This window comes from Kitasatospora sp. Xyl93 (assembly GCF_055383135.1).
On record NZ_AP029185.1, the window covers coordinates 6,420,026 to 6,446,239 of the forward strand.

At 76.7% G+C, this 26,214-nt stretch carries 22 protein-coding genes; 16 read left to right on the plus strand and 6 right to left on the minus strand.

Translation table 11 applies throughout. From position 1 onward, the window contains the following. Positions 1 to 56: 56 nt before the first annotated feature. Positions 57 to 593 (plus strand): hypothetical protein, encoded by a 537-nt coding sequence (locus ACZ5GH_RS27930; protein WP_464335600.1) that lies wholly within the window; start codon positions 57 to 59, stop codon positions 591 to 593. Here the strand turns inward: ACZ5GH_RS27930 and ACZ5GH_RS27935 are convergent. Both ACZ5GH_RS27935 and ACZ5GH_RS27940 read right to left on the minus strand, forming a co-directional pair. Next, the gene (locus ACZ5GH_RS27935) at positions 576 to 1,481 is read right to left on the minus strand and encodes an alpha/beta fold hydrolase (RefSeq protein ID WP_464335601.1); all 906 of its coding nucleotides are present in this window, start codon (positions 1,479 to 1,481) and stop codon (positions 576 to 578) included. The genes ACZ5GH_RS27930 and ACZ5GH_RS27935 overlap by 18 nt on opposite strands. An 89-nt stretch (positions 1,482 to 1,570) precedes the next feature. Beyond that, complete coding sequence (locus ACZ5GH_RS27940) at positions 1,571 to 2,092, minus strand: RNA polymerase sigma factor (protein WP_387758673.1); 522 nt, start codon at positions 2,090 to 2,092, stop codon at positions 1,571 to 1,573. A 135-nt stretch (positions 2,093 to 2,227) separates the two neighbouring features. Between ACZ5GH_RS27940 and ACZ5GH_RS27945 the strand changes: the two genes are divergently transcribed. The 4 genes from ACZ5GH_RS27945 to ACZ5GH_RS27960 all read left to right on the plus strand — a co-directional run bounded on the left by ACZ5GH_RS27945 (position 2,228) and on the right by ACZ5GH_RS27960 (position 9,360). Beyond that, a complete protein-coding gene (locus ACZ5GH_RS27945; RefSeq protein ID WP_387758675.1) occupies positions 2,228 to 3,025 on the plus strand; it encodes a hypothetical protein in 798 nt (265 codons plus the stop codon). Between the two features lie 315 nt (positions 3,026 to 3,340). After that, positions 3,341 to 4,393: a hypothetical protein gene (locus ACZ5GH_RS27950; protein ID WP_464335602.1), complete on the plus strand. Its 1,053-nt coding sequence runs from the start codon at positions 3,341 to 3,343 to the stop codon at positions 4,391 to 4,393. Between the two features lie 66 nt (positions 4,394 to 4,459). Beyond that, the gene (locus tag ACZ5GH_RS27955) at positions 4,460 to 6,331 is read left to right on the plus strand and encodes an HSP90 family protein (RefSeq protein WP_464335603.1); all 1,872 of its coding nucleotides are present in this window, start codon (positions 4,460 to 4,462) and stop codon (positions 6,329 to 6,331) included. Then, positions 6,331 to 9,360, plus strand: coding sequence for a hypothetical protein (locus ACZ5GH_RS27960; RefSeq protein WP_464335604.1), 3,030 nt, complete (start codon positions 6,331 to 6,333; stop codon positions 9,358 to 9,360). The genes ACZ5GH_RS27955 and ACZ5GH_RS27960 overlap by 1 nt, the downstream gene beginning before the upstream one ends. Before the next feature lie 120 nt (positions 9,361 to 9,480). Here the strand turns inward: ACZ5GH_RS27960 and ACZ5GH_RS27965 are convergent, their stop codons facing one another. After that, positions 9,481 to 10,383, minus strand: coding sequence for a LysR family transcriptional regulator (locus tag ACZ5GH_RS27965; RefSeq protein WP_387758683.1), 903 nt, complete (start codon positions 10,381 to 10,383; stop codon positions 9,481 to 9,483). Positions 10,384 to 10,484: 101 nt separating this feature from the next. Between ACZ5GH_RS27965 and ACZ5GH_RS27970 the strand changes: the two genes are divergently transcribed. The 4 genes from ACZ5GH_RS27970 to ACZ5GH_RS27985 all read left to right on the plus strand — a co-directional run bounded on the left by ACZ5GH_RS27970 (position 10,485) and on the right by ACZ5GH_RS27985 (position 13,867). Then, positions 10,485 to 11,474, plus strand: a complete 990-nt coding sequence (locus ACZ5GH_RS27970) for a DMT family transporter (RefSeq protein ID WP_464335605.1) — start codon at positions 10,485 to 10,487, stop codon at positions 11,472 to 11,474. Positions 11,475 to 11,484: 10 nt separating this feature from the next. Further along, positions 11,485 to 12,795 (plus strand): sensor histidine kinase, encoded by a 1,311-nt coding sequence (locus ACZ5GH_RS27975; RefSeq protein ID WP_464335606.1) that lies wholly within the window; start codon positions 11,485 to 11,487, stop codon positions 12,793 to 12,795. Then, positions 12,780 to 13,436, plus strand: a complete 657-nt coding sequence (locus ACZ5GH_RS27980; protein ID WP_387758689.1) for a LuxR C-terminal-related transcriptional regulator — start codon at positions 12,780 to 12,782, stop codon at positions 13,434 to 13,436. The genes ACZ5GH_RS27975 and ACZ5GH_RS27980 overlap by 16 nt, the downstream gene beginning before the upstream one ends. Before the next feature lie 68 nt (positions 13,437 to 13,504). Further along, entirely contained in the window at positions 13,505 to 13,867 is a 363-nt protein-coding gene (locus ACZ5GH_RS27985) for a hypothetical protein (RefSeq protein WP_464335607.1), read from the plus strand. Here ACZ5GH_RS27985 and ACZ5GH_RS27990 read toward each other — a convergent pair. Both ACZ5GH_RS27990 and ACZ5GH_RS27995 read right to left on the minus strand, forming a co-directional pair. Further along, a complete protein-coding gene (locus ACZ5GH_RS27990; RefSeq protein WP_464336881.1) occupies positions 13,839 to 15,077 on the minus strand; it encodes a glycosyltransferase family 4 protein in 1,239 nt (412 codons plus the stop codon). The genes ACZ5GH_RS27985 and ACZ5GH_RS27990 overlap by 29 nt on opposite strands. Beyond that, the gene (locus ACZ5GH_RS27995; protein WP_464335608.1) at positions 14,963 to 16,351 is read right to left on the minus strand and encodes a glycosyltransferase 87 family protein; all 1,389 of its coding nucleotides are present in this window, start codon (positions 16,349 to 16,351) and stop codon (positions 14,963 to 14,965) included. Before ACZ5GH_RS27995 ends, ACZ5GH_RS27990 begins: the two co-directional genes overlap by 115 nt. A 186-nt stretch (positions 16,352 to 16,537) precedes the next feature. On the opposite strand from ACZ5GH_RS27995, the gene ACZ5GH_RS28000 reads away from it, so the two are divergent. The 5 genes from ACZ5GH_RS28000 to ACZ5GH_RS28020 all read left to right on the plus strand — a co-directional run bounded on the left by ACZ5GH_RS28000 (position 16,538) and on the right by ACZ5GH_RS28020 (position 23,460). Further along, positions 16,538 to 17,590: a GNAT family N-acetyltransferase gene (locus tag ACZ5GH_RS28000; RefSeq protein WP_464335609.1), complete on the plus strand. Its 1,053-nt coding sequence runs from the start codon at positions 16,538 to 16,540 to the stop codon at positions 17,588 to 17,590. Beyond that, positions 17,583 to 18,377 carry an aminotransferase class IV gene (locus tag ACZ5GH_RS28005; RefSeq protein WP_464335610.1) on the plus strand — a complete coding sequence of 265 codons (795 nt, stop codon included), beginning with the start codon at positions 17,583 to 17,585 and terminating at the stop codon, positions 18,375 to 18,377. Before ACZ5GH_RS28000 ends, ACZ5GH_RS28005 begins: the two co-directional genes overlap by 8 nt. 104 nt (positions 18,378 to 18,481) lie before the next feature. After that, positions 18,482 to 19,354: an ABC transporter ATP-binding protein gene (locus ACZ5GH_RS28010; RefSeq protein ID WP_464335611.1), complete on the plus strand. Its 873-nt coding sequence runs from the start codon at positions 18,482 to 18,484 to the stop codon at positions 19,352 to 19,354. Next, positions 19,351 to 21,876, plus strand: a complete 2,526-nt coding sequence (locus ACZ5GH_RS28015; RefSeq protein ID WP_464335612.1) for an ABC transporter permease — start codon at positions 19,351 to 19,353, stop codon at positions 21,874 to 21,876. Before ACZ5GH_RS28010 ends, ACZ5GH_RS28015 begins: the two co-directional genes overlap by 4 nt. 225 nt (positions 21,877 to 22,101) lie before the next feature. Next, a complete protein-coding gene (locus ACZ5GH_RS28020) occupies positions 22,102 to 23,460 on the plus strand; it encodes a DUF2252 domain-containing protein (protein WP_387758703.1) in 1,359 nt (452 codons plus the stop codon). A gap of 114 nt (positions 23,461 to 23,574) precedes the next feature. Here ACZ5GH_RS28020 and ACZ5GH_RS28025 read toward each other — a convergent pair whose 3' ends face one another. After that, positions 23,575 to 24,723: a Cmx/CmrA family chloramphenicol efflux MFS transporter gene (locus ACZ5GH_RS28025; RefSeq protein WP_464335613.1), complete on the minus strand. Its 1,149-nt coding sequence runs from the start codon at positions 24,721 to 24,723 to the stop codon at positions 23,575 to 23,577. Between the two features lie 494 nt (positions 24,724 to 25,217). Between ACZ5GH_RS28025 and ACZ5GH_RS28030 the strand changes: the two genes are divergently transcribed. Further along, complete coding sequence (locus ACZ5GH_RS28030) at positions 25,218 to 25,517, plus strand: DUF6342 family protein (RefSeq protein ID WP_387758707.1); 300 nt, start codon at positions 25,218 to 25,220, stop codon at positions 25,515 to 25,517. A gap of 182 nt (positions 25,518 to 25,699) precedes the next feature. After that, a complete protein-coding gene (locus ACZ5GH_RS28035) occupies positions 25,700 to 25,999 on the plus strand; it encodes a DUF6342 family protein (protein ID WP_387758709.1) in 300 nt (99 codons plus the stop codon). The last annotated feature ends 215 nt before the right edge of the window (positions 26,000 to 26,214 follow it).

Genomic DNA, 26,214 nt, shown 5'->3' on the forward strand with positions numbered 1-26,214 from the left:
GGTACCGTGCGGTGGGACGCGCCGAGCGGGAAGCGCGCGGTGGGAGGGGTGGGGCGGTGGACGGGTGGCCGACGGTCGAGCTGGACCCGGTGCGGCGGCTGCGGGTGCTGGCGGCGTCCGGGGCCGGGCGTCCGCTGTTCGCCGAGCGGCGGCTCGCGGCCGGGTTCGACGCGGTGTGGTCGGTCGCCGGTGACCTCTCCGGTGAACTGCCCGGGCTGATCAGCGGGTTGCGCTCCTTCGAGGTCGGGCCGGCGAGGGAGGAGGACGACGAGGGCGGTGCGCACGACCGGGACAGCCGGGACAGCCGGGACGGCCGGCTGACGGGGGTCGCGGTGAGCGTGGTCGGTCACCGGGAGCGGTTCGAGATCGTGCTGCGCAGCGGCTGGTGCCTGATGCAGAGCCGGGTGCTGCTGGGCGGGATGGCCGCCGTGCGGGACGGGGACGGGACGCGCTTCGCGCTGCTCGGCAGCCTGCGGGTGCCGGGTGCCGCGCCGGTGCGGCACCTCCTCGGCGGGCTCGCCGAGCGGCGCGGCGAGGTGCTGCTGGACCGGCTGGAGCGGCGGGTCGCCGAGCGGTCACGGGCGGGGCAGTAGCCGCCGTACGGCTTCGGCCACGGCCTCGGGCCGCTCGTGCGGCAGGTAGTGGCCGCAGCCGGACACGACCTCGGCGCGCAGGTCGTCGGCGGGGGCGCCGGTCGGGGAGAGCAGGGACGGGCGGATCACCGGGTCCCGGTCGCCGCCGAGCAGCAGGGTGGGGACGGTGAGGCGGCGGCCGCGGTACCGGCCGAGTGCCAGGCGCGGGATGTCCCGGACGACGAACCCCCAGTGCAGCCGCTCGGCGGCGCGGGCCGCCTCGGGGGTGCTGCCGGCGCTCACGTACTCGGCCAACTCCTCGGCGGGCCAGGGATGTTCGGCGGTGGTGGCGCGCCGCAGCAGGTGGCCGAGCAGCCCGGGTCGGTGGCGGACGACGCGGCGGCCGATGCCCGGGTACTCCAGCAGGGCGGTGTACCAGAACCGCCAGGCCGTACCGATCAGGGCACGCTGCCGCGGCCAGGGGTGGGTCATGTTGAGCGCGAGGAGCCCGGTGAACCGGTCGGGTGCGCGCAGGGCCAGCTCGAAGCCCGTCCAGGCGCCCCAGTCGTGGCCGACCAGGCCCACCCGCGGCAGGCCGAGCCGGTCGAGGGCGGCGAGCACCAGGCGGGCGCGGTCGTCGGTGGTGTGGCCGCGGCGCGGCGCCTCGGACCAGCCGAAGCCGGGCAGGTCCAGGCAGAGCAGCCGGAACTCGCCGTCGAGCAGCGGGATCACCTGCCGCCAGGCGTACCAGTGCTGGGGGAAGCCGTGCAGGAGCAGCAGCGGGACGCCGTCCGGGGCGCCGGCCTCGGCGAGGTGGAGGCGGACGCCGTCCGCGTCGACGTGGTGGTGGCGCACGCCGGGCAGCTCGGGCAGTGGGCGGGGGCGAGGGTGGGGATGGGGGCGGGTCATCGGGGTCGTCCTCTCCTGGGCGTGGTCTCAGGAGAGGAGAGGGCGGGGGAGGGCCCGGCGATCCCCGGGGCGGCGGACTTTTTTCCGGCTCACTGCGGTTCGGCGCCCCAGGCGGCGCGGAAGCGGTGCCGGGCGCGGAAGAGTCGTGAACGGACGGTCCCCAGCGGGAGGTCGAGGATCTCGGCCACGGACCTCTCGTCCAGGCCCTCGACGTGGCGCAGGGTCAGGACGGCGCGGTGACCGGGCGGGAGGCGCTCCAGCACGTCCCGGATGTCGGTCGCCAACTCCGGGTCGCGGTCGTCGGGTCGGTCGTCGACGGCCTCCGGCCGGGGGCGCCGCCGGGTGGCGAACCGGACGGCCTCGCGGGCGGCGATCGCCCGGGCCCAGCCGAACAGGGCCTCGGGGGCGAGGAGCTGGTGCAGGTTCCGGACGATCGCGATCATCGCCTCCTGGGCGGCGTCGGGCGCGTCCTGCAGCGCGATCGGGGCGCAGACGCGGCCGACGTACGGCATCAGCAGACCGAGCACCTCGTCCAGGGCCAGCGCGTCGCCCCGCTGCGCGGCGCGGACCAACGCGCCCAGGTCCGGTCCTCGCTCGTCCGCGCCCGTCATGTCGCTGTCGCCCCCCGTCGGCGGTCCTCGCCCCCGGGGACGGTACTGGACGGGGGCCCGGGGCCCGGCGGTGGGTGGGGGTGGAGCTGCGGCTATCTTGAGGGGTCACTGACAGGACTGGGGAAGGTGACGGGGATGGGTGGTCGGCGGGTGCTCGCCGCGGTGGCGGCGGCCGGGGTGTTGACGGGCGTGCTGGCCGGGTGCTCCTCCGGGGGGTCGAAGAACGCCGGCGGGCCGGCTGCTCCCGCCTCGTCCGCGGCGAGTGCGACGGCCGCGGCGCCGACGGGTGCGGGGACGGCCGCGGCCCCCGTGCCCCCCTCGGCGACGGCCGACGCCCCCGGGGCGGGTGCGGCGACCGGCTCGGCGCCCGCGCAGGCGTCGGCCCCCGCCGCCGCGGAGGCGCCGCGCGGGGACCTGGAGGCGGCGCTGCTGGACGACAAGGTGGTCGGGCAGGTGCTGCCGGACGCCAAGGCGATGGCCGGGTGGGAGGAGGAGAAGCGCCGGGTCGACACCGCCGACCACAAGGTCACCTGCACCGGTGCCGCCGCTGCCTCCTGCGCCGGCAAGCCGCTCAGCGGCTCGGTCCGGTTCTCCTCGGGGGACGTGGTCGTCCGCTTCCTGGTGGACACCCTGCCCAGCCGGGACGCGGCGGCGCAGCGGCTGAAGGAGAGCTACGCCTCGTACTCCGCCGGGCCGTTCAAGAAGGTCGACATCCCGGCGCTGGGCAGCGAGAGCCAGGCCTTCCAGGGGCCGCTGGCCGAGGGCGAGGGCGTCGGCATCGTGGTGCGCTCGGGCACCGTGGTGGCGAGCGTGACCAGTGAGGGCGGCCCGGTGGACCTGCCGGCGGCGCGGCGGTTCGCGGTGATGCTGGTCAAGCGGATCGAGCAGGCGCAGGCGGGGAAGGCGCCGGACGCCGGGCTCGGCGTGGGCTGACGGACGGCGGCGGGACGGCGTGGGCTGAGGGCCCGTCGGCGGGACGGTGGGGCCTGAGGGTCCATCGGCCGGGCAGCGGGCAGCGGGCAGCGAGCAGCGGGCGGCGGGCAGCGGGCGGCGGGGCGGGCCTCCTCCCCGGTGTTCGAATCGGGCCGACCGGGGCCGGCCCGGGTCACCGCCCCGCCACCGCCGCCTTCCCGGGCGCCCAGGGCGCTGGGCTGCGCAAACGGATGTCAGTCGACCGTGATATGTACCTATCGCATGGCCACCGTGCGGCCATGCGGAAGATGCCGATGACGTTCGAGGGAGCCAGACATGCCGCTGTTCCGACGCCGCTCCGGCGGGGAGGGCGAGCAGGACCGGGCCGGGCGGCGCGGCTTCGGGTCCGGGTTCGGCTTCGGTCGGCGGGGTACCGGATCGCCCGCCGCCCCCGGTGGCGGTGAGCCGCGGCTCGACCCGGCGTACGGGGACGAGTCGGTGCGCCTGGCGCTCCGGCAGGCCGCCGACGGGGACTGGGCCGCGCTGCGGCCCGCGCTGGCCGCGGCCGAGGGCGAGGACCTGACCTTCCTCGCCGGGACGATCTCCCACGTGCCCCGGGTCGAGCAGTGGACGTCCCGGGCGCTGGCCGACACCCCGGAGGACACGCTGCTGCTGTTGCTGTCCGGCGCCCGGCACGTCGCCTGGGCCTGGGAGGCCAGGACGGGCGCCCGGGCCAAGGACGTCACCGAGGAGCGGTGGAAGGTGTTCCACGAGCGGCTGGAGGTCGCCGAGGAACAACTGCTGGAGGTGGCCGAGCGCGAGCCGTCCTGGCACGCCCCTTGGCGGTTCCTGCAGACCAGCGCCCGCGGGGCCTCGCTCGGCCCGGACGTCGCCACCTGCCGCTTCGAGGCCGCGGTGCGCCGGGCCCCCGGGAACGCCGGCTCGCACTGGGACCGGCTGCAGCAGCTGAGCGCGAAGTGGGGCGGTTCGCACGAGGAGATGCACGCGTTCGCCCGCTCGGTGATGCTCGCCGCCCCGGAGGGCAGCCGCCTCGGCGAGCTGGTCGCGGTCGCGCACCTGGAACACTGGCTGGCCCTCCCGGACGGCGAGGACCGCGCGTACCTGACCAGCCCGGCCGTGGTGGGCGGGCTCCAGGAGGCGGCCTTCCGGTCCGTCCTGCACCCGGACTTCAAGCCGGTGCGCGGCTGGCAGGACTCCTTCAACGCCTTCGCGATGGCCTTCTCCCTCGCCGACCAGCCGAAGACGGCCCGCCTGCTCTTCGACGCGTTGGACGGCTTCGTGACCGAGGCGCCCTGGAACTACCTGGCGGGCGGCCCGGTCAAGGCCTTCCGCTCCCACCGCGACCGCTGCGCCCACCCCTGGCGCTGAGCCGTACCGGCCCGGCGGCGCACGACCCCCGCCACCGCCATCCACCCGCGACCGAAAGAGCCTCCGGTGTCCCCTACCGACAACCCGACGAGTGCGCACACCTTCCAGGTGGACCTGCGCGGCCTGGTGGACCTGCTCTCCCACCACCTCTACTCCAGCCCGCGCGTCTACCTGCGCGAGCTGCTGCAGAACGCCGTGGACGCGATCTCCGCCCGCCGCGGCCTCGACCCCGGGGCGCCGGCCACGATCACCGTCCGGGCCGGCGACGAGCTGTCCGTCACCGACACCGGCATCGGCCTGACCGAGAAGGACGTCCACACCTTCCTCGCCACCATCGGCCGCAGCTCCAAGCGCGACGCCGACGGCCGGCTGGACGGCGCCGGGCTGGCCCGGGCTCGCGGCGACTTCATCGGCCAGTTCGGCATCGGCCTGCTCGCCTGCTTCGTGGTCGCCGACGAGATCACCGTGGTCACCCGCTCCGCCGCCACCCCGGACGCCCCGGTGATCGAGTGGCGCGGCAGCTCCGACGGCAGCTACACCATCCGCACCCTGCCCGCCTCGGCCAGGCCCGAGCCGGGCACCACCGTCACGCTGGCCCCGCGCGCCGACGCCGCCGAGTGGACCAGCCCCGGCCGGGTGCTCACCCTCGCCCGGGACTTCGGCAGCCTGCTGCGCCACGACGTGACCGTGGTCGACGCGGGCGGCACCGAGCACCGGGTCAACCGCACCCCGCCGTGGGCCGAGCGCCACGCCTCCCCGCTGGCCAGGCGCGACGCGCTCGCCGAGTACTGCCGCGCCGCCTTCGACTTCACCCCGCTCGACACCATCGAGCTGGACCTGCCGCTGGTCGGCCTGCGCGGCGTCGCGTACGTCCTGCCGGACGCCGCCCCGCCCTCGCGCCGCAACGGCCACCGGGTGCACCTCAAGGGCATGCTGCTCTCCGACCAGGCCGACGAACTGCTGCCGGACTGGGCGTTCTTCGTCCGCTGCGTGGTCGACACCGACGGGCTGCGCCCCACCGCCTCCCGCGAGGGCCTGTACGCCGACGAGACGCTGGCCGCCGTCCGGGACGCGCTCGGCGCCCGGATCCGTGACTGGCTGACCGGCCTGTCCGCGAGCGACCCGGCGCTGCTGCACCGCTTCCTGTCCGTCCACCACCTGGCCGTCAAGGAACTCGCCTGCTACGACGACGAGTTGCTGCGGATGATGCTGCCCTGGCTGCCGTTCGAGACCACCGACGGCAACGTCACCCTGGACGAGTTCGCCCGCAGCCACCCGGTGGTGCTGGTGACCCGGACGGTCGAGGAGTTCCGCCAGGTCGCCCCGATCGCCGGCGCCGCCGGGCTCGGCGTGGTCAACGGCGGCTACACCTACGACCGCGACCTGGTGCACCGGCTGCCCGAGATCCGCCCCGGCGTATCGGTCTCCGACCTCGACCCGGGCACCGTCACCGCACACCTGGACACCGTCGACCCGGCCGCCGAGCTGGCCGCCAACGCCTTCCTGGCGATCGCCCGCGAGGTGGTCGGCCGGTTCGACTGCGACGTCGCGCTGCGCAGCTTCCACCCGACCAACGCGCCCGCCCTGCTGCTCGACAACCGGGAGGCCCGGCACGAGCGCACCCGGGCCCAACTGGCGGAGGAAGCCGACGGGTTGTGGGCGGACATCCTCGGCTCGCTGCGAGCCGAGGTGCCCCGGGCCCAGCTGGTGCTCAACCACCTCAACCCGCTGGTGCGGCGCGCCGCCGGGATCGCCGACCGCGAGCTGGCCGTGACCGCCGTCGAGGCGCTCTACGGGCAGGCCGTGCTGATGACCCGCCGACCGCTCAAGGCCAGCGAGTCCGCCCTGCTCAACCGCTCGTTCATCAGCCTGCTCGACCACGCGATGCTCGGGCACGAGGCGGCCGGCCCGGGCCACGACGCTTCGAAGGAGGCGTGATGCCGGACACCCCCGACGCGGTGATGGCCGCGCTGCGCGAGAACGACGCCCGCCCGTACGGCCGCACCAGGACCGTCACGGCCGAGGAACTCGTCGACGCCGCCGAGCAGTTCGAGGACACCGCGGTCCGCGCGATGGCCCTGCTGGAGCTGATGGAGGCCTACGAGTACGACGGCGAGCGCAGCAAGAGCCCGGTCGTCTTCGCCCGCGTCCTCAGGCTCTGGGACACCGACCCGGACGGCTTCGGCGACTGGGCCCGGCACCAGGTGCTCTGGCGCTTCAAGTGGGTCGCCGACGCGCTCAAGGACAACCCGGACGTCCCGCTCGCGGCGATCCGGCGCTGGCACACCGAGCTGCGCGACCGCTACCGCGCGGCCGGCCACGACCTCCAGCCGTACTACGCCCAGCGCTACCACCTGGCCGCGCAGACCGGCATCGACGTGCAGGACGCCTACGAGCTGTGGGCGGCCCGTCCGCGCTCCGAACTGAGCGACTGCCACGCCTGCGAGACCCGCGCCCGCGCCGAGCACTTCCTCGCCGCCGGGGACGACGCCCGGGCGCTGGAGGTGCTCGCCCCGGTGCTGGAGGGGCGCAGCGGCTGCGAGCAGGAGCCGTACCTCAGCCAGGCCACCGCGCTGCTCGCGCAACTGCGCCAGGGCCGGCTGGACGAGGCCCGCTCCGGCCACCTCACCGGCTACCGCTACGCCCGCGGCAAGGCGGCGATGCTGGACGCCGTCGGCCTGCACATCGAGTTCTGCGCGCTCTCCGGCAACGAGCCGCGCGGTCTGGAACTGCTCGCCGAGAACCGCGACCTGTTCGCGGTCACCGGCGAACCCGCCTCCCGGCTGGCCTTCCTGACCGGCGTCGAGGTGCTGGTCGGCCGGCTCGCCCGGGCCGGGCACGGCGAACTCGCGGTCAGCGGCCCGGCCGGAACGGCCTGGACGGTCGGCTCCCTGCTCGCCCACGTGCGCACCGAGGCCGACGTGCTGGCCGCCCGCTTCGACGCCCGCAACGGCACCGACGCGGTCGGCGCCGCGCGGCGGGCCCGGCTGGCCGTGGAGCCGCCGCTCGCCGAGCCGCTGGCGCTGGGCGTGCGGGCCGCGGCCGCGCCCGAGCTGTCCGCCGCGCCGGCCGTCGCGCCCGCGCCGCGCCGGACGGTCGAGCCGGAGCCGGAGGACTTCACGGCCCTGGTGCTGCGGGCCCGCGAACTGGAGGTGCTCGGACACCCGGACTCCGACCGGCTCTGGCAGCGGGTCGCCGAGCGGGCCGGTGCGGCGGACTTCGTCCACCCGGAGAGCGCCGAGCTGGGCGGCCCCGAGCGGCTGCGCGCCGAGCTCGCCGAGCAGCGCGCCCACGAGGCGCTCCAGCGGGACGCGTACGCGGAGGGCAAGGCCGGGCTGCTGGCCGCCGCCGAGCTGTTCGAGCAGGCGGGGCTGGCCGGGCCGGCGCTGATGTGCCGCACCCGGACGCTGATCGCGGACCTGGACGAGGGCGACGGGGACTCCCCGGGCGGCTCGGCTGCCGATGAGCGCCACGAGCGCCACGAGCGCGACGAGCGCCACGAGCGCGACGAGCGCCACGAGCACGATGAGCGCCACGAGCACGCCGACCGCGGCGGCCGGCAGGCCGACTGGCCGGCGCTCGACGCCGCGCTCGCCCGGGCCGAGGAGCTGCGCGCCGCCGGCGAACTGACCGACGACGACTACCTGATCGTGCTGCAGACCCGCGCCTACGCCGCCCACCACGACCTGGTCGAGGCGCTGCCCGAGCCCGCCGCCGAGGTGGCCGCGCGCTTCGAGGCGGCGGTCGGCGCCTACCGGCGGACGGCCGTGGAGCTCGGCTCCGAGCGGCGGGCCGCCACCTCCCGGCAGTACACCGCCGACGCCGCCGCCCGGCAGGGCCGGATGGCCGAGGCGGAGGCCGAACTGCGCGAGGTGCTCGCCCGGTTGGACGCCGCCGAGCTGCCCTGGCACACCCCGCGGGTGCTCGGCCTGCTGGGCCAGGTGCTGCTGCAGAGCGGCGAGCCGGGCCAGGCGGTCGAGGTGTTCCACCGGGCGCTGGCCGAGTCCGTGCGCTGGGGCGACGACTCCTACCCGTACGCGCCGACGTACATGATGCTCGGCCACGCCTGCCTCCAGGTGGGCGACCTCGGCGGCGCGGTGCGCGCGCTGTCGGAGGCGGCCGCGCGCTACGACCGCAAGGGCGCGGAGGCGGTGGAGGAGGCCGCCCAGGTGCGGCTGCAACTGGCCGACGCGCTGCGGGACACCGGCCGGGCGGCGGACGCGGTGGCCGTGCTGGAGTCGGTGCTGCTGGACGCGTCGGCGGCCCGGCTGGACGTCCGGATGCTCGCCCAGGCCCGGCTGGACCTCGCCCGGGGCCTGGTCGAGCTGGAGGAGTACCGGGACGCCGCCGAGGAGTACCTGCGGCTGGCCGACGCGGTGGCCGGCTGGGAGGACCAGGAGACCCACACCATGGTCGCCTGCGAGGCCACCCTGGCGCTCGCCCGGGCCGACCGCTGGGACGCCGCCGAGGCGGCGCTGGCCCGCGCCCGCGAGGCGCACGGCAAGGCCCCGCAGGTGGACCAGCTGGCCGCCACCCTGCGGGAGCTGGCCCGGCTGACGATGCGGGCGCGGGGCGAGGAGGGGCTGGCCGCCGCGCTCGCCCGGCTGGCCGAGGCGGACGCGGTCGGCGAGGCGGCCGAGCGGGCCGGAGCGGATTACAACTCCTGGTACCTGCGCGGTGGTTCGCACTACGAGCGGGCGCGCTCGCTGGCCGTCGCCGGGCGGCACGAGGAGGCGCTGGCCGAGGTCGAGCGGGCCATCCCGGAGTACGAGGCGGGCGGTGAGCGGGCCGAGTCGCCGCGGGCGGAGTCCGTCCGGCTGGCCGCGCTGATCGAGGGCAGCGACCTCGGCCGCACCGAGGCGGCGGTGGCCCGGCTGACCGCCGGCATCGCGCGCTGCGAGGCCGCGGGGCTGCCGGAGGCGGCGGAGGTCCTGGCGGAGCTGCGGGAGCGGTTCGCCGGGGAGTGAGCCGCACCGGGCCCCGCTGACCCGGGGCGCCCACCCGGTACGGGCGGGGCCCGGGAGATCGAACGCCCCCGCGCCCCCGCCCGTACCGGAGGAGGAGCCGTCGGCAGGGCCCGTCGAAGGTCAGGCGGAAGACCCGGCCGCCGTCCGGCCGAGGACCTCCGCGCCCACTCCCGCCAGCAGGCCGCTGACCGCCGGTGACCACGGGCGGCCGGTCGGCCCGGTGAGCGTCAGCGTCCGGTGGACGGCGGGGCGGATCGGGACCAGCACGCAGTCGGCCGGGAGCATGGTCAGCGCCAGCGCGGGCATCACCGAAACCCCGACGCCCGCGTGCACCATGCCGATCAGGGTGTTGAGGTCGCGGATCCGGTGCCGGGGCGTGAAGCGGGCACCGGCCCGCCGGTAGGCCTCGCGGATGTGGCGTTCGCAGCCGCCCTCCGAGAGCAGGAAGTCGTCGTCCTCCAACTCGGCCACGTGGACGGCCGGTTGACCGGCGAGCGGGTGGTCGCGGCGCAGCAGCGCGTGCATCGAGTCGGCGCCGAGCGGGACCGCCCCGGGCGGCAGCGGCCCGGCGTCCACCAGGACGGCGGCGTCCACCGTGCCCGCCTCCAGCCAGGTCGCCAGCTCCTCGTCCTCGCCCTCGAAGACCCGGACGGTCACCTGCGGGTAGGCCGCCCGCCAGTCCTTCAGCAGCCCGGGCAGCAGCGCCTGGCAGACGGTGGTCGGCGCCGCCAGCCGTACCGTGCCGCTCGGGCCGCCGGAGTGCCGGGTGGCGATCGCGCGGACGGCTGCGGCCGAGGCGACGGCCGTCCGGGCGTGCGGCAGGACCTGCTCGCCCAGCGGGGTGGGGCGGCACGGGCTGCCGCGCCACAGCACCGGCGCGCCGAGGGCGCGCTCCAGGGCGGCGACGGCGTGCGAGACCGCGGACTGGCTGATGCCCAGTTCGTCGGCGGCCGCGCCGAAGCCGCCGGTGTCGGCGACCGCGACCAGCGCCCTGAGCTGGGCCAGGTTGACGTCCGAGGTCATGAGACTTCCTCATCACGGGTGCACTGCCACTTGTTGGACTCATGCTCCGGTGCCGGGCCACGCTCTGTCCAGCGGATGGCACGGACGAGGAGGTGGTGGGAGTGCGGCGCTGGCTGCCGGGCTTCGTGGCCCTGTCGGCGATCTGGGGCGCGAGCTTCGCCCTGATCAAGGTGGCGGTCGACGCGGGGGTGCCGCCGCTCTGGGTGGCGCTGTGGCGCTGCCTGCTGGGCGCGGCCACGCTGTGGGCGGTCCTCGCGGTGCGCGGCGAACGGGCCCCGCGTGACCGGGTGCTGTGGGGCCACTCGGCCGTGGTGGCGGTGCTGCTCAACGCCGTGCCGTTCACCCTCCTCCCGTTCGGTGAGACCATGGTCAGCTCGGTGCTCGCCGGCGTGATGAACGCGACCACCCCGCTGTTCACCCTGCTGTTCTCGGTGCTGACCGTCCCCGAGGAGCGCCGCCCGGGCGCCCGCCGGCTGGCCGGCCTCGGGCTCGGCTTCCTCGGTGTGCTGACCGTGCTCGGGGTGTGGCGCGGCCTCGGCACCGGGGCGACGGCCGGCGCCCTGGCCTGCCTGGCGGCCGCCTGCTGCTACGGCGCCGGCTTCGCCTACCTGCGCCGCTTCCTGTCCGGCCGCCCGGAGTCGGTGGCCTCCCTCTCCGCGCTCCAGATCACCTGCGCCGCCGCCGAGTTGGCGCTGGTCGCGCCGTTCGCCGCGGGCGCCCCGCACTGGCCCGGGGGCGGCCCGGCGCTCGCCCTGCTGGTGCTCGGCGCGGTCGGCACCGGCCTGGCGTACCTGCTCAACCTGAGGCTGGTGCGCGGCGCGGGGGCGACGGTCGCCTCCGCCGTCACGTACGTGATGCCGCTCTGGTCGACGGCGCTCGGCGCGGCCTTCCTGCACGAGCCGGTGGGCTGGAACGCGCTGGCCGGCGGCGCGCTGGTGGTCGCGGCCGTCGTCCTCACGAGGCCGTCCCGGGCCGGGGCTCCGGACGCGACTCCGCGCGGGGCGGCGGACGCGACTCCGCGTCGGGCTCCGGACACGACTCCGCCCGGGTCCCCGCCCGGGGCCCCGAAGGGCCGTCAGCCGGTCGGCTAGGGTGGACCGGATGAGCGAGGGGAGCCGCGAGCGGGAGCAGCAGCCGACGTCCGTGCGCCAGGCGCTGCGGGCGGACCCGCTGCGCTTCCCGTTCACCCGCTGGGTGCCGCGCTGCTGGGCGTACCTGCTGAGCGGCGCCCTGCTCGGGCCGGTGCTGCTGGTGGTCCTCGTGGTGCTGCTGGTGCTCGGCGCGGGCCTGTCGGTGGTCGGGGTCGGGCTGCCGGTGCTGCTGGCGCTGGCGCTCGCGGGCATCCCCGCCGCCGGCGTGGCCCGGTGTCGGCTGCGACTGGTCGAGCCGCTCCCGCTGCCCGACCCGCACCGGAGCCTGCCCGGGGCGGGCCGCCGCGCCCGCGTCCGCACCCGGCTGCGCGAGCGGGCCACCTGGCGCGAACTCGCCCACGCCGTGCTCGCCTCGACGGTGCTGGCCGCCGCCTCGCTCGGCTTCACCGTGCTGCTGGTGTTCTCCGGCCTCTACGTGCTCTCCCCGCTGGTGGTCTGGGCGCTCGCCCCGGAGACCGTGATGCTGATCCCCGGGCACGCCGCCGCCGGGCCGCTCGCCGCCCTGCCGTTCACCGCCGCCGGGCTGGCCGGCCTGCTGCTCTGCGCGTACGCCGGGGCGCTGCTGGCCTCGGCCGAGGTCGCGCTGGCCCGCTTCCTGCTCGGGCCCCGGGAGGACGACCTCGGCCACCAGGTGCTCGAACTCACCCGCTCCCGGGCCCGGTTGGCCGACGCTTTCGAGGCCGAGCGGCGCCGGATCGAACGCGACCTGCACGACGGCGCCCAGCAGCAGCTGGTCGCGCTCAGCATGACGCTGGGCCTCGCCGAGTACGAGCTGCGCGGCCAGGAGGGCCGGGCGGCCGAGCTCGTCACCCGGGCGCGCGGCGAGGCCCGGCAGGCGCTGGAGCAGCTGCGCGGGCTGGTGCGCGGCATCCACCCCCAGGTGCTCACCGACCACGGGCTCGCCGCGGCCGTCGACGAGGTCGCGCAGCGCCACCCGATCCCGGTGGCCACCGACATCGACCTCCCGGAGCGGCTGCCCGCTCCCGTGGAGACCACCGCCTACTTCACCGTCACCGAGGCGCTCACCAACGCCGCCAAGCACAGCGGGGCCACCGCGATCACCGTCCACGGGCGGGTCGCGGGCGGCCGGCTGGTCGTCCAGGTGACCGACGACGGCCGCGGCGGGGCGGACCCGGCCGCCGGGGCCGGACTGGCCGGACTCGCCGACCGGGTGGCACTGCTGAGAGGACGGCTGATGGTGACGAGCCCGACGGGCGGCCCGACGACACTGCGGCTGGAGGTCCCGTGCTCCGGGTCGTGATCGCCGAGGACGCGGTGCTGCTGCGCGCCGGCCTGGTCGAACTCCTCGCCCTCGGCGGCCACCGGGTGACCGCCGCCGTCGGCGACGCCGGGGCGCTGGCCGCGGCCGTCGACGCCGACCGGCCGGACATCGTGGTCACCGACGTCCGGATGCCCCCCGACCACAGCGACGAGGGCCTGCGCGCGGCCCTCGCCCTGCGCGAGCGCCACCCGGGCCTGCCCGTACTGGTCCTCTCCCAGTACGTGGCCACCCCGTACGCAACCCGGCTGCTCGCCGCCGCCGGCGCCCAACCGGCGGGTCTCGGCTACCTGTTGAAGGACCGGGTCGGCGACGTCGCGGACTTCCTGGACGCGCTGCGGCGGGTCGCCGACGGGGAGACGGTGATCGACCCCGAGGTGGTCCGGGTACTGCTGCGCGGCCGGTCCGCGGACCGCCCGCTGGCCCGGCTCACCCCGCGTGAGCGCGAGGTGCTCGCGCTGATGGCCGAGGGCCTCAACAACCAGGCCGTGGCAGGCCGGTTGAACATCACCGAGGCGTCGGTGGTGAAGCACTGCGGGAACATCTTCATGAAGCTGGACCTGGACCCGACGGAGGGCAACCGGCGGGTGCTCGCGGTGCTGGCGCACCTGCGGGGGGAGTGACTCCGCGGTCGGGCGGGGCGCAAGTCACCCCCTTGTCACGGCGGTTGCGGTGCCGGAACGATGGCGTCATGGCGAGGACACGGGAACCGCAGAGCGCAATCGTCAACCGACTGCTCAAGGGCAAGGCCACCAAGGACGACAGCACGACGGCCCAGGCGAACTTCCTGCTCTGGCTGCGGCAGGAGTGGGGCGGGGACGGCGACCGGGCGTTGGCGTCCTGCCTGGACGTGCTGACCGAGGCCGGGGGCGAGGAGTGGCGGGCGCTGCCGGAGCGTGATCTGTCCGCCCACGTCTGGCTGTTCAGCTTCTCCTGCCCGGGCCGGGACGACCTGCCGGGCCAGGCGCGGAACTGGGTGTCGGCGGTCCGCGCCAACGGCGGAGCGCCCGCGATCGCCCGGCTGGTCAGGCACCTGCGGGGGCAGCCGGAGTGACCGGAGCGGCGGAGGCGGCCGGCGCGGCCTGGGCGTTCGGCATGACCGGCGTGGTGGAGCCGGGCAGGGGTACGGCGGGGTCGAGGAGCTCCGTGAGCCGCCGCGCCGACGCTCCCCAGGTCCAGTGCTCCTCGGCCCAGCGCCGCCCGGCCGCCCCCATCCGGGCGCGCTCGGCGGGCGGGGCGAGCAGGATCCGGGTCAGGGCGGCGGCCACCTCGGCGGGGGAACGGCCGTCGACGACCGTGCCGGTGACGCCGTCGAGCACGGTGTCCGGGGCGCCGCCCGAGCGGCCGGCCACCACCGGGAGGCCGGCCGCGGCCGCCTCCAGGAAGACGATGCCGAGGCCCTCCGCCTCCAGCCCCAGCCGGCGGGTGCGGCACGGCATCGCGAAGACGTCCGCCCCGGCGTAGTGGACGGCCGTCCCGGCGTGGTCCAGGCCTCCGGTGAACACCACGCTGCCCGGCTCGGTCACCCGGTGGGCGAGACCCCGCAGCCGGTCCTCGTCCGGGCCCTGGCCGACCAGCACCAGGGTGGTCCCGGGCACGGCCCGGCGGATCGCGGGCAGCGCGCGGATCAGCACGTCCTGGCCCTTGCGCGGGACCAGCCGCGCCACGCAGAGGATCACCGGGGCGGCGGACGGCACCTCCGTACCGGCGCTGTCCGTACCGGCGATCGCCGTACCGGCGCTGTCCGTACCGGTGATCGCCGTACCGGTCCGGGCCGGGGCGCCGGCCGGCCGGAAGACCGACGGGTCGACCCCCGGGACGAGCCGGGCCAACCGGGCGTCCGGCCCGAGCGCCGGGGCGATCCGGGCGCGGGTGTAGTCGCCCAGGTAGGTCACCACGTCCGTGCCGCGGCCGATCCGGCGCAGCAGGGCGCGGGCGCCCGGGGTACGGGCCCACCAGATCTCGTGGCCGTGCGTGGTGGCGACGGTGCGGCGGATGCCGGGCGCCAGCCGCCGCAGGCCGGGCGCCATCGCGGCGAGCGGTGCGGCCGCGCCGAACCAGACCCGGTCGCAGCCGTGCGCCCGGGCTATCGCCGCGGCCCGACGGGTGGCCTGCGGGGTCGGCAGCAGGGTGCGGGCCCGGTCGCGGATCACCGGGTAGGGGAGAGCGGCGTCGTGGCGCTCCGCGCCCGGTTCGGCCGAGGTGTAGACCACGACGTCGTGGCCGGGGACTCGGTCGGCCAGGGCCTTGACGAAGGTTTCGATGCCGCCCTGGCGCGGCGGGAAGTCGTTGGTGACGACGAGGGTGGTGCCCATGGCAGGCCTTTCGGAACGGAGTCCGCGGGGAGCGGGCTCGTGGGAATCGGGTTCGCAGGGAGCGCAGGACGCGCAGGACGCGAAGGGAGTGCGGGACGCGCGGGGAGCGGGTTCGCCGCGAGCGGGTCCGCGGGGAACGAGAAGGAGAGCAGGACGAGGACGAGCGGCAGCGCGAGGTAGCCGAACCGCCCGGCCGGCGCCAGCAGGAAGGCCGCCGCCAGCCCCAGGGCCAGCCGGTGCGCCGCCGCGGCCGCGGTGCGGGGCGGGCGGGTGAGCAGCGAGGCCCCGACGGCGAGCCCGGCGAGCAGCAGCAGGCCGACGGCGGCGTACCAGCCGGGTGGGCCGAGGTCGGCGAGCAGCCGCCCGGGCAGCGGGCTGGCGGCCGGGGTCGGCAGCCGGCCGCGCCCGGTGGGGAAGGCGAGCACCTGCTCCACCAGCGACCCCGGCGCGCGCAGCGCCACCGGCAGCACCGCCACCGCCGCCGTCCCCACCGCGACGGCCGCCCCGCGCAGCGCCGTGCGCCGTCCGGCGGCCGCCGCCAGCAGGGCCGTCACCACGGCGAGCGCCGGCCAGGCCGTCCACTTCAGCGAGCAGGCGGCGGCCAGCGCCAACCCGGCCGCCACCGGCCGCCGTTGGGCGGCGCGGACCAGGGCGAGCCAGCAGAGTCCGGTGAGCGGCAGGTCGACCCCGCTGACGCAGAGCGGCAGCGCCACCACCGGGGAGGCGGTGAGCGCGGCGGCGCCGAGCCGGCGCCCGGCGGGCACCGTCCGGAGCACGCAGACCAGGAACACCGCCGCGCACCAGAGCCGGGCGTCGCCCAGCGGCGAACCGCCCAGCAGTGCGCGGGGCAGGCCCAGCAGGGCCATGCCGGGGAGGTACGGGGTGTACTCCGCGACGGACCGGGGGTCGGCCAGGTAGGGGGTGCCGGTGTGCAGCAGCAGCGACCCGGAGCGCTCGATCACCCCGACCTCGCTCTGCCCCCGCCCGTCCAGCACCAGGAGGAGCAGCGGCACCAGCACCGCGCCGACGGCCGCGACCGCCACCGACAGCTCACGTCCGCGCCGCCGCACCAGCACGGCGGCCGGCGCCGCGAGCAGGTACCCGCCGGCCGCCCAGAGCCCCCAACTCCGGTGCGGCCCCAGCCCGGACAGCACCGGGAACGCCCCCGCCCACCCCGCCGCGACCAGCCATCCGCCGCACCACCACCACGCCCGTTCCGTCACCCCTTCATTGCATCGGCGCAGGCCGGCGGGGGCATCACGGTCAAGTCGAGTCCTGTGGTCGGGTTTTCCCTACCCCCGCCCGGCCCGCGACGGCCCCCGCCCGTGGCGCGGGGCCCGCCGGCCCGCGCTGACGTTCGGTGTCCGGCGGATTACGGATCGTCCGGGCCTCCCCGCTATCCTCGCCGTGTGGTGAGGTCGTGGGATGCGGCGGTGGAGCGGGCGCAGGACCGGCTGGCGGCGGGGCCGCGGCTGCGGGCGGCCGGGTCGGGGGAGGAACGGCGGTTCGCGCTCTGGGACTTGGCGTCCCTGGTGGAGGGCGAGCTGGGCGAGCGGGTGGACCCGGACGGGCTGGCGCCGCACGCCGAGCGCGGCTGGCGGGAGCGGCTGGGGGAGAGCGGGCGGGAGTGGCCGGGCGGGGAGCTGTACCGGCGGCGCTACTGGATCCAGGACGACGCCGGCGCCGTGGTGGGCACCGTCGCCGTGGACAACTGGACCAAGGGCCCGAGCCAGCTCGCCGTCTCCTCCCTCTACGTGACCCCGGCCGCGCGCGGGCGGGGCCTGGCCGCCGCCGCGCTGGACGCGGTGTACGCGGCGGCCACCGCCGAGGGCCTGCCGGGCTTCCGGCTGGAGGCGCACTGGACGTGGCAGCCGGCGGTCCGCTACTACCTGCGCCGGGGCCTGTGGGTGGTGGGCTGGAAGCGCTCGCTGTCCTTCGCCCGGATGCCCCAACTCCCCGCGCACCGGGTGCGGGAGGAGGACGGGCGGCTGCTCCTGCTGGTCGCCGACCGGCTGCGCGGCTGGGTGCCGATACTGGCCGCCGGGCAGGAGGGCCGCTGGCTGCGGCTGGACGAGACGGCGGACTACCGCGGCTGCGACGGCTGGGTGCACGCGTACGGCCGTTCCACCCTGGCGCTGTGCCTGGCGCTGGCCGGCCGGCCGCTGGTGCGCGGGCCGCAGTGGTGGGCGGAGGCGTGGCGCTGGTCGGAGGCCGGGGAGCCGGAGGGCCTGGCGTACCGGATCGAGGAGTTCGAGCGGGCGGCCCGGGCGGCGGGCCGTCGGATGGCCAGCCCCTACCGGCCGGTGCCGCTGCCCGAGCCCGCGCTGCCCGAGCCCGCGCCGTCGTCGTTCCCGCTACCCGCACCGCCGTCGTCCGCGCCGTCTTCCGCGCTGCCGGAGCCCGCCCGGCCGGAGCCCGCGCCGCCGGCCTCCCCGCAGCTGGCAGACTCGGGGGATGGCTGAGATCGAGATCGACGGCGCCCCGGCCGACCCGGCGCGGCTGGCCGCGCTGGGGCTGCTCAACTACGGGCACTTCACCACCCTGCGCGCCGAGGCGGGCCGGGTGCGGGGCCTGTCGCTGCACCTGGACCGGCTGGTCCGGGACTGCCGGGCGCTGTTCGGCGCCGAGCTGGACCGGGCGGCGGTGCGGGAGCGGATCGGCGCGGTGCTGCCCGCCGACGGCGCGCCGGTGACCGTCCGGGTCACCGTGTACGACCCGGCGCTCGGCCTGGAACGCCCCTCGGCCCCGGCCGCACCCGCCCTGCTGGTGACCACCCGTCCGGCCGTGGCGGCCGCGCCCGCCCCGCTGCGGGTCCGTAGCACGGCGTACCGGCGGGAGCTGCCGGAGGTGAAGCACGTCGGCCTGTTCGGCCTGGTGCACCACCGTCGGCAGGCCCAACTGGTGGGCTACGACGACGTGTTGCTGGTCGACGAGGACGGTATGGTGGTCGAGGGCGCGACCTGGAACGTCGGCTTCCTGGCCGGGGACGCGCTGGTCTGGCCGCAGGGCCCCAGCCTGCCCGGCGTCACCGAGGCGCTGCTGTCCGGCGCCTACCGGGGCCCGCAGTCCCGCGAGCGGCTGCCCGTCGACGGCCTGGACCGCTTCACCGCCGCCTTCGCGGTGAACGCGGGCGTCGGGGTGCGTCCGCTGGCGGCCGTGGACGGCACCGCCTTCGACCCCGCTCACCCGGTGCTCGGCGAGCTGCGCGCCGCCTACCGGGGGATCCCCGCCGAGGCGGTGGGGGGATAACCCCACCCCCGGTCCGCCGGTGGCCTGCATGGTCCGCGGAGCCCGTCCTTCCTAGGTTTGAACACGTTGACGACGAGCGACGCAGAACCGAAGGAAGGCCCCCCATGGCACGCCGCCAAGACCGCCGCAGGACCGACGCGTACGGCCCCGAGGCGTACGGCCCCGAGGCGTACGGCTCCGGCGCACCCGGCACCGACGGGTACGCCGCCCCGTACGCCGCCGCCCCGCAGCCGGCCCCCGCGATCGAGCTGCGCGGAGTGCGCCGCACCTACGGGCGCGGCGAGGCGGAGGTGCAGGCGCTGCGCGGCGTCGACCTGGCGCTCGCCCACGGCAGCTTCACCGCGGTGATGGGCCCGTCGGGCTCCGGCAAGTCCACCTTCCTCCAGTGCGCGGCGGGCCTGGACCGCCCGGACTCCGGACAGGTCCGGCTCGGCGGCGAGGACATCACCCAGCTGAGCGAGAACCGGCTCACCAAGCTGCGCCGCAGCCGGATCGGCTTCGTCTTCCAGTCCTTCAACCTGCTGCCCTCGCTGACCGTCGAGCAGAACGTGCTGCTCCCGCAGCGCCTCGCCGGGGAGCGCCAGGACCGCGCCCGGGCCCGGGAGCTGCTGGAGCGGGTGGGCCTCGGCGAGCACGCCAAGCGGCGGCCCGGCCAGCTCTCCGGCGGCCAGCAGCAGCGGGTGGCGATCGCCCGCGCGCTGATCACCCGCCCGGACGTGGTGTTCGCCGACGAGCCGACCGGCGCGCTGGACACCCGGACCGCGCACGAGGTGCTGGCCCTGCTGCGCCACGCCGTGGACTCGCTCGGCGCGACCGTGGTGATGGTGACCCACGACCCGGTGGCGGCCTCCTTCGCCGACCGGGTGCTGTTCCTGGCCGGCGGCGCGATCGTCGACGACCTGCCGCACCCGACCCCGCAGACCGTCGCGGACCGGATGGTCGCGCTGACCGCCCGCCCGGTGGGAGTGGCGGCATGACGAACGGACTCGCGCGCTCCTCGGTGCGCTTCCGGCCCGCGTCCTTCGTGGGCACCCTGGTCGCCCTGCTGCTGGGCGCCGCCGTGGTGGTGGCCTGCGGCGTGCTGCTGCAGACCGGCCTGACCGCGAGCGTCGAACCCACCCGCTACGCCCACGCCCCCGTGGTGGTCGCGGCCGAGCAGGCGGTGAAGATCGAGCAGAAGGTCGCCGACGACACCGAGACCCAGGAGCAGGCCACCCCGGAGCGGGCGCGGACCGACGCCGCGCTGGTCGGCCGGCTGGCCGGGCTGCCCGGGGTCGCGGCCGCCCGCCCGGACACCGCCTTCCCGCTGCCGGCCGGCGACCGGGCGCCGGCCCTGACCGGCCGGGGCTTCGCCGCGCTCGGCATCGCGGGGCCGGGCGACAAGCTGGTCGAGGGCCGCGCCCCCGGGGCGAACGAGGTGGTGCTGGACGCCGACACGGCGCACGCCGCCCGTCTCGCGCCCGGCGCGAGCATCAAGCTCACCGCGCCCGGCGGCACCGCGGACTACCGGATCTCCGGTCTGGCCGCCGCCCAGCGGACCGGCCCCACCGCCTGGTTCGCCGACGCCACCGCCGACCGCCTCTCCGGCCACCCCGGCCGGATCGACGCCGTCGCCGTGCAGCCCCGCGAGGGCGTCAGCACCGCCGCGCTCGCCGCCCAGGTTCGCCAGGCCGTCGGCAACCACGCCAGGACGTACACCGGGGACGGCCGGGCCACCGTCGAACACCCCGCCCTGGGCGAGGCCCGGACCATCCTGATGGGCCTCGGCGGCACCTTCGGCGGCTACGCCACCATGACCGCGATCTTCGTGGTGATGAGCACCGTCGCCCTCGCCACCGGCCAGCGCGCCCGCGAGTTCGCCCTGCTGCGTGCCATCGGGGCCACCCCGCGCCAGATCCGCCGCACCATCGCCGCCGAGGCGATGCTGGTCGCGCCGGTCGCCGCGGCGCTCGGCATCCTGCCCGGACTCGCCCTCGCCCGCTGGTGGTTCGGCCAGCTGGTCGAGCGCGGCGCCGTCCCCGCGGACATCCGCCTGGACGTCGGCCCGCTGCCGATGCTCGCCGCCGTCCTCGCCTGCACCCTGGCCGCGCTGACCGCCGGCTTCCTGGCCGCCCGCCGGCCGTCCCGGATGCGGGCCGCCCAGGCGCTCGGCGAGGCCGCCGTCGAACCGCCCCGCCCGGGCAAGGTCCGCACCGTCCTCGGGCTGGTCTTCGCCGCCGGAGGCGTCACGGCCGCCGCCGTCGCCAGCTCCCTGGACGGCACCAAGGCCGCCCAGATCGCGATGGGCGTGGTGATGTGCTTCATGCTGGCCGTCGCCCTGCTCGGCCCCTGGCTGGCCCGGGCCGCCGCCGCCGTGCTCGGCGTCCCGCTGCGGGCCGGCGGCGCGCCCGGCTCGCTGGCCGCCGACAACGCCCGCGCCAACGCCCGCCGACTGGCCTCCGCGATCACCCCGATCGTCCTGGTCACCGCGTTCTGCGGCACCCTGCTGGTCCTCCAGAGCACCATCCGCCACACCAGCGGCGAGAACGTCCGGGCCGGCGTCACCGCCGACCACGTGATCGGCGCCACCGGCCCCGGCCTGCCCGCCGGGACGGCCGAACGGGCCGCCCGGGTGCCCGGTGTGGACACCGCCGTGGGCGTGCTGCGCACCGGCGTCGTCTACGAGACCGCCGGCCAGCTGGGTACCGCCCCCGTGCTCGGCGTCGACGGCGACCCGGCCCGGCTGCCGAAGGTGCTCGACCTGGGCGTGCGCGGCGGCGCGCTCGCCGACCTCGGCCGCGCCCCCGACACCATCGCCCTGAGCACCACCCTGGCCGACGCGCTCGGCGCCCGGGTCGGCGACCGGGTCCCGCTCTGGCTCGGCGACGGCACCGCCGCGCGGCCCGCCGTGGTCGCGGTGTACGACCGCGGCCTGGGCGTCGCACAGGCGCTGCTGCCCCGGGCCGCGGTGGCCGCGCACGTCACCGCCGGGTACGACAGCCAGGTGCTGGTCGCCGACGCGCCGGGCGCCGACCCCGCGGCGGTGGCCGCCGCACTCGGCGCCCAGGCCGGGGCCGCCGTGACCGACCGGGCCGGGTTCGTCGCCCGGTCCGACAAGGACCTGGAGATCAGCGGCTGGGCCAACACCGTGATGGCCGCGGTGCTCGGCGGGTTCGCCGCCGTCAGCGCCGCCAACACCCTGGTGATGACCGTGCTGGACCGGCGCCGCGAGGTCGCGCTGCTGCGCCTGGCCGGCACCACCCGCGGCCAGGTGCGCGGGATGATGCGCTGGGAGGCGCTGCTGGTGGCCTCGACCGGGCTGGCGGTCGGCGCGGTGATCGCCGGGCTCACCCTGGTGCCGGTCGCCCGGGGCGTGGCCAACGCCGCCCCGTACGTACCGCCGATGCTCGCCCTGCCGCTGGCCGCCGGAGCCGTGCTGCTCTGCCTCGCGGCGACCGGGATGCCGGTCCGGGCGCTGCTGCGGACCCGGCCGGTGGTGCTGGGCGCGGCGCGCCAGTAGCGGGCCGCAGGCCCACGACGGGGTCCTGCGGAACGCCCCGGGGGCGGACGGCGGTTGACGGCGGACCCCACCGAGCGGCGGACCCCACCGCACGGTGGGGTCCGCCGTCGGTGGGCCGCCCGCTTCACCCGGACGGCGGAGGGCCGGAGGGCGCGCGCTGCGCCCTCCGGCCCTCCTGTCCTAGCGTCGCGGGAAGGGGACCCCTCCGACGGACGGAGCCGCCGCATGACCACCCCCGCCGAACGCCGCCGGCGCGGCCGGGCCGCCCGGGAGCGCGTCTCCCGCTCCGCCCACGGCCGGTGGATCCCCGCCGCCGACCGGCCCGACCCGCTCGGCGTCCTGGAGCGGCAGGGCGAGGACCGGGTCGCCCGGCTGCTGCCGATCCGCTACGGGCGGATGGCGGAGAGCCCGTTCGCCTACCTGCGCGGCGCCGCCGCCGTCCTGGCGGCCGACCTCGGCGCCCTTCCTGACACCGGGCTCACCGTCCAGCTCTGCGGTGACGCCCACCTGTCGAACTTCGGCGTGTACGCCTCGCCGGAGCGGGCACTGCTCTTCGACGTCAACGACTTCGACGAGACCTTCCCCGGCCCCTTCGAATGGGACGTCAAGCGGCTCGCCGCCAGCGTCGCCGTCGCCGCCCGGGACAACGGCCTGGACGAACGGCGGGTACGGCGGGCCGCGCTCGCCGCCGTCCACGGGTACGCGGGCGCCATGCGGCGGCTGGCCGGGATGGGCGAACTCGACGTCTGGTACGCCCGGGTGGACACCGCCGACCTGCCGGCCGTGCTGCGCGAGCCGAAGCGGCGCGGACGGGTCGAGGCCGACCTCGCCCACGCCCGGCGCCGCACCAGCCTCCAGGCCTTCGACAAGCTCACCGAGGAACGGGACGGGCGGCGCCGGATCATCAGCGAGCCGCCGCTGATCGAACCGCTGAAACCGACCGAACTGCGCGACCTCGGCAAGGTGTTCAGCGACTACCGGTCGACCCTCGCGGAGGAGCGCCGGGTGCTGCTGGACCGCTACCGCTTCGTCGACGCGGCCACCAAGGTGGTCGGCGTGGGCAGCGTCGGCACCCGCTGCTTCATCGTGCTGCTGGAGGGCCGGGACGGCCGCGACCCGCTGTTCCTCCAGCTCAAGGAGGCCGGCCGGTCGGTGCTGGAGGAACACCTGCCGGCGCTGCGGGCGGACGCCGAGGTGGTCGCCCACCACGGCGGCCGCCGGGTCGTCACCGGGCAGCGCCTGATGCAGGCCGCCAGCGACATCTTCCTCGGCTGGACCACCGGCCCGGCCGGGCGCCACTTCTACGGGCGCCAACTGCGCGACATGAAGGGCTCGACGGACATCGCCGACCTCCGGCCCGGCGGCCTGCGCGCCTACGCCGACCTCTGCGGCCGCACCCTCGCCCGCGCCCACGCCCGCACCGGCGACCGCCTCGCCATCGCCGGCTACCTGGGCGGCGCGGACACCTTCGCCGAGGCGGTCGCCGACTTCGCCGTGCGCTACGCGGACCGGACGGAGGCCGACCACGGCGAACTGGTGGCGGCGATCGCGGACGGGCGGGTGACGGCGACCCCGGGGCTGTGAACCGGGGCCGCCGGGGGCCGACGCCCGTGGCCCGACGCTCGCGCCCTGGCGTCCGTGCTCTGAGCCCGCGCCCTGGCGTCCGCGATCAGACGTCCGTGGTCCGACGCGGGTGGTTCAGGCGAACCGCGGCCGGACCGTCGCCACCAGCAGCGCCGCCGCGACCAGCAGGCCGCCGGCGTAGAACGGCCCGAGGCCGCCGGCCGCCGTGCCGAGGGCGGCGGCGGCGAGCAGCGGTCCCGCGGTGGCACCGAGGTTGAGCGCGGCGGTGGCGTAGGCGCCCGCCAGGGTGGGGGCGCCCGCCGCCTCGTACAGCACCCGGGTGATCAGCGTGCCGCCGACGGCGAAGGACAGCGCGCCCAGCAGGAACACCAGCGGCAGCAGGGCGCCCGGCGCGTCCGCCAGGACGGCCAGCGCGGGCCAGCCCGCCAGCAGCAGCGGGCCGCCGACGGCGAGCACCCGGCCCGGGTGCCGGTCCGCGAGCCGTCCGGCGGCGGTGACCCCGGCGAACGACCCGGCGCCGAACAGCACCAGCGCGACCGGCACCCACGGCTCGCCCAGCCCGGCGGGGCCGGTCACCACGGGGGCGAGGAAGGTGAAGCCGCCGAAGGTCGCCGCGTTCACCAGCGCGGCGAGCAGCATCGCGCGGAGCAGCCGGGGGCGGCGCAGCTCCGCGACCTCCGTCCGCAGCGCCGGAGCGCAGTGCCGGTCGGCCGGAGCGGCGACGGCCGGCAGGCCCTTGGCGATCCCGACGGCGGCCGGCAGGCAGAGCAGCGCGACGGCCCAGAACGCGGCGCGCCACCCGAACAGCGCGCCCAGCACCGCCCCGCCCGGGACGCCGGCCACGGTGGCCACCGTCGTCCCCGCCAGCAGGACCGCGAGCGCCCGTCCCTTCCGGTCCGCCGGGACGAGGGCGGCGGCGGTGGTCAGGGCCACCGCCAGGAACCCGGCGTCGGCGAGCGCGGCCACCACCCGGGTCGCGAGCAGCACCGGGAAGCTCCCGGTGACGGCCCCGACGGCGTGCGCCGCCGCGAAGACCAGGACGAACCCGAGCAGGCTGCCGCGCTCCGGCAGGCGGCGGGCGAGGGCGGCCGTCAGCGGCGCGCCGACCACCATCCCGGCGGCGAAGGCCGAGGTCAGCCCGCCGGCCGTACCGACGGTGACGCCGAGGTCGGCGGCGAGGCCGGGCAGCAGTCCGGCGAGCATGAACTCCGAGGTGCCCATGGCGAACACGGCCAGGGCGAGCAGGTAGAGCGGAAGGGGCATCGAGAGGCTCCGAGGAGGCGGTGGGAACGAGGAAGGGACGTCTCGTCACCGCACGCGCAGCCCCCGGGCGGCGCAGGCGTGGCGCTCGCTCGGACTCGGTGGTTCGGCGTTACCGGGTTTCAGGGGGCTGACGGCGCGTGACCGAAAGCCCCCACCCTGGATGCCTCGGGGCTCGACATGCCCGCAGGCTACCCGACCGTCCGGCGCCGAAGCACCGGGTTTTCGAGTACGGGGCCCGCCTCCGTTCGGCGAATCGCCTGCGGTGGGCGGGACTTGGGCCCATGGCCGGCCTCGGTGCGGACAAAATCGATCAGGGCTTGTTCATTTTTGACCTGTATCAAAATTTTTCGAGCGGAGGAGCTGATTCCGTGGCCTGGCTGTGTAGGTTTCCGATCAGTTCGGGGCGATCAAGTGATCTACCTGGCACCGAAGTTGTTCCACTGGAGTGCGGGGTGTCCGGAGTGGATCCCCGCGGAAGCGAAGGGAAGGCTTCCATGCCTGACATCGACCTCGGCGTGGCGTCGGACTGGCAGGACGGCGACTTCAACGGGCGCGTCAAGCTGCGTCAGAACCCGGTCCTCCAGTCCGCGGCCAAGAAGGACGTGGTCGTCAGCGGCCCGCTGAGCATCGAACTGTCGGTGAACACGAACTTCAGCACCAGCCAGGAGGCGGACAAGATCTACTTCACGACGCACCGCGGCGGCGTGAAGAAGATCATCGCCGTGCTGGACTCCGACGGCGTCCTGTCCATCGCCGGCCAGGTGTTCACGAACCAGAAGAACCTGACCTACTGACCTGCCGGCACACCGGGGCCCACGCGCCCACCGGGGCGTGCGGACCTCCGTCAGGTGGCCGAGTGCCCGACCTGGCAGTGACGTTGTTTCCACTGGAGAGCGGGCGCCCCCGGGCGGCTTCACGCGCGACGGCGTGCGGCGGGACCGGGAGCGGGCCCGCGGGACCGAAGGGGAGGGCCACCATGCCCGACATCGACCTCGGCGTAGCGTCGGACGTGAAGAACGGCGACTACAACGGCCGCATCAAGCTGCGGGAGAACCAGGTCCACCCGGCCTCGGGTGAGAAGGACGTGCTCATCAGCAGCCCGGAGAGCATCGAGCTGTCGGTGAACACGAACACCAGCAGCAGCCAGGAGGCGGACAAGTTCTACTTCTCGACCCACCACGGCATGACGCACAAGATGCTCGCGGTGCTGGACTCCGACGGCAACCTGACCCTCGTCGGGCGGCTGAGGACGGGTCAGACGAACCTGACCTACTAGGCCGCGAGCCCGGTCGTTCCCCCGGCGCGACAGCCGGTGCGGAGCGCCCGGCGGGGCACCGGGGCCCACGCGCCCACCGGGGCGTGCGGACCTCCGTCAGGTGGCCGAGTGCCCGACCTGGCAGTGACGTTGTTTCCACTGAAGAGCGGGCGCTCCCGGGCGGCTTCACGCGCGACGGCGTGGGGCGGGGCCGGGAGCGGGACCCGCGCGATCGA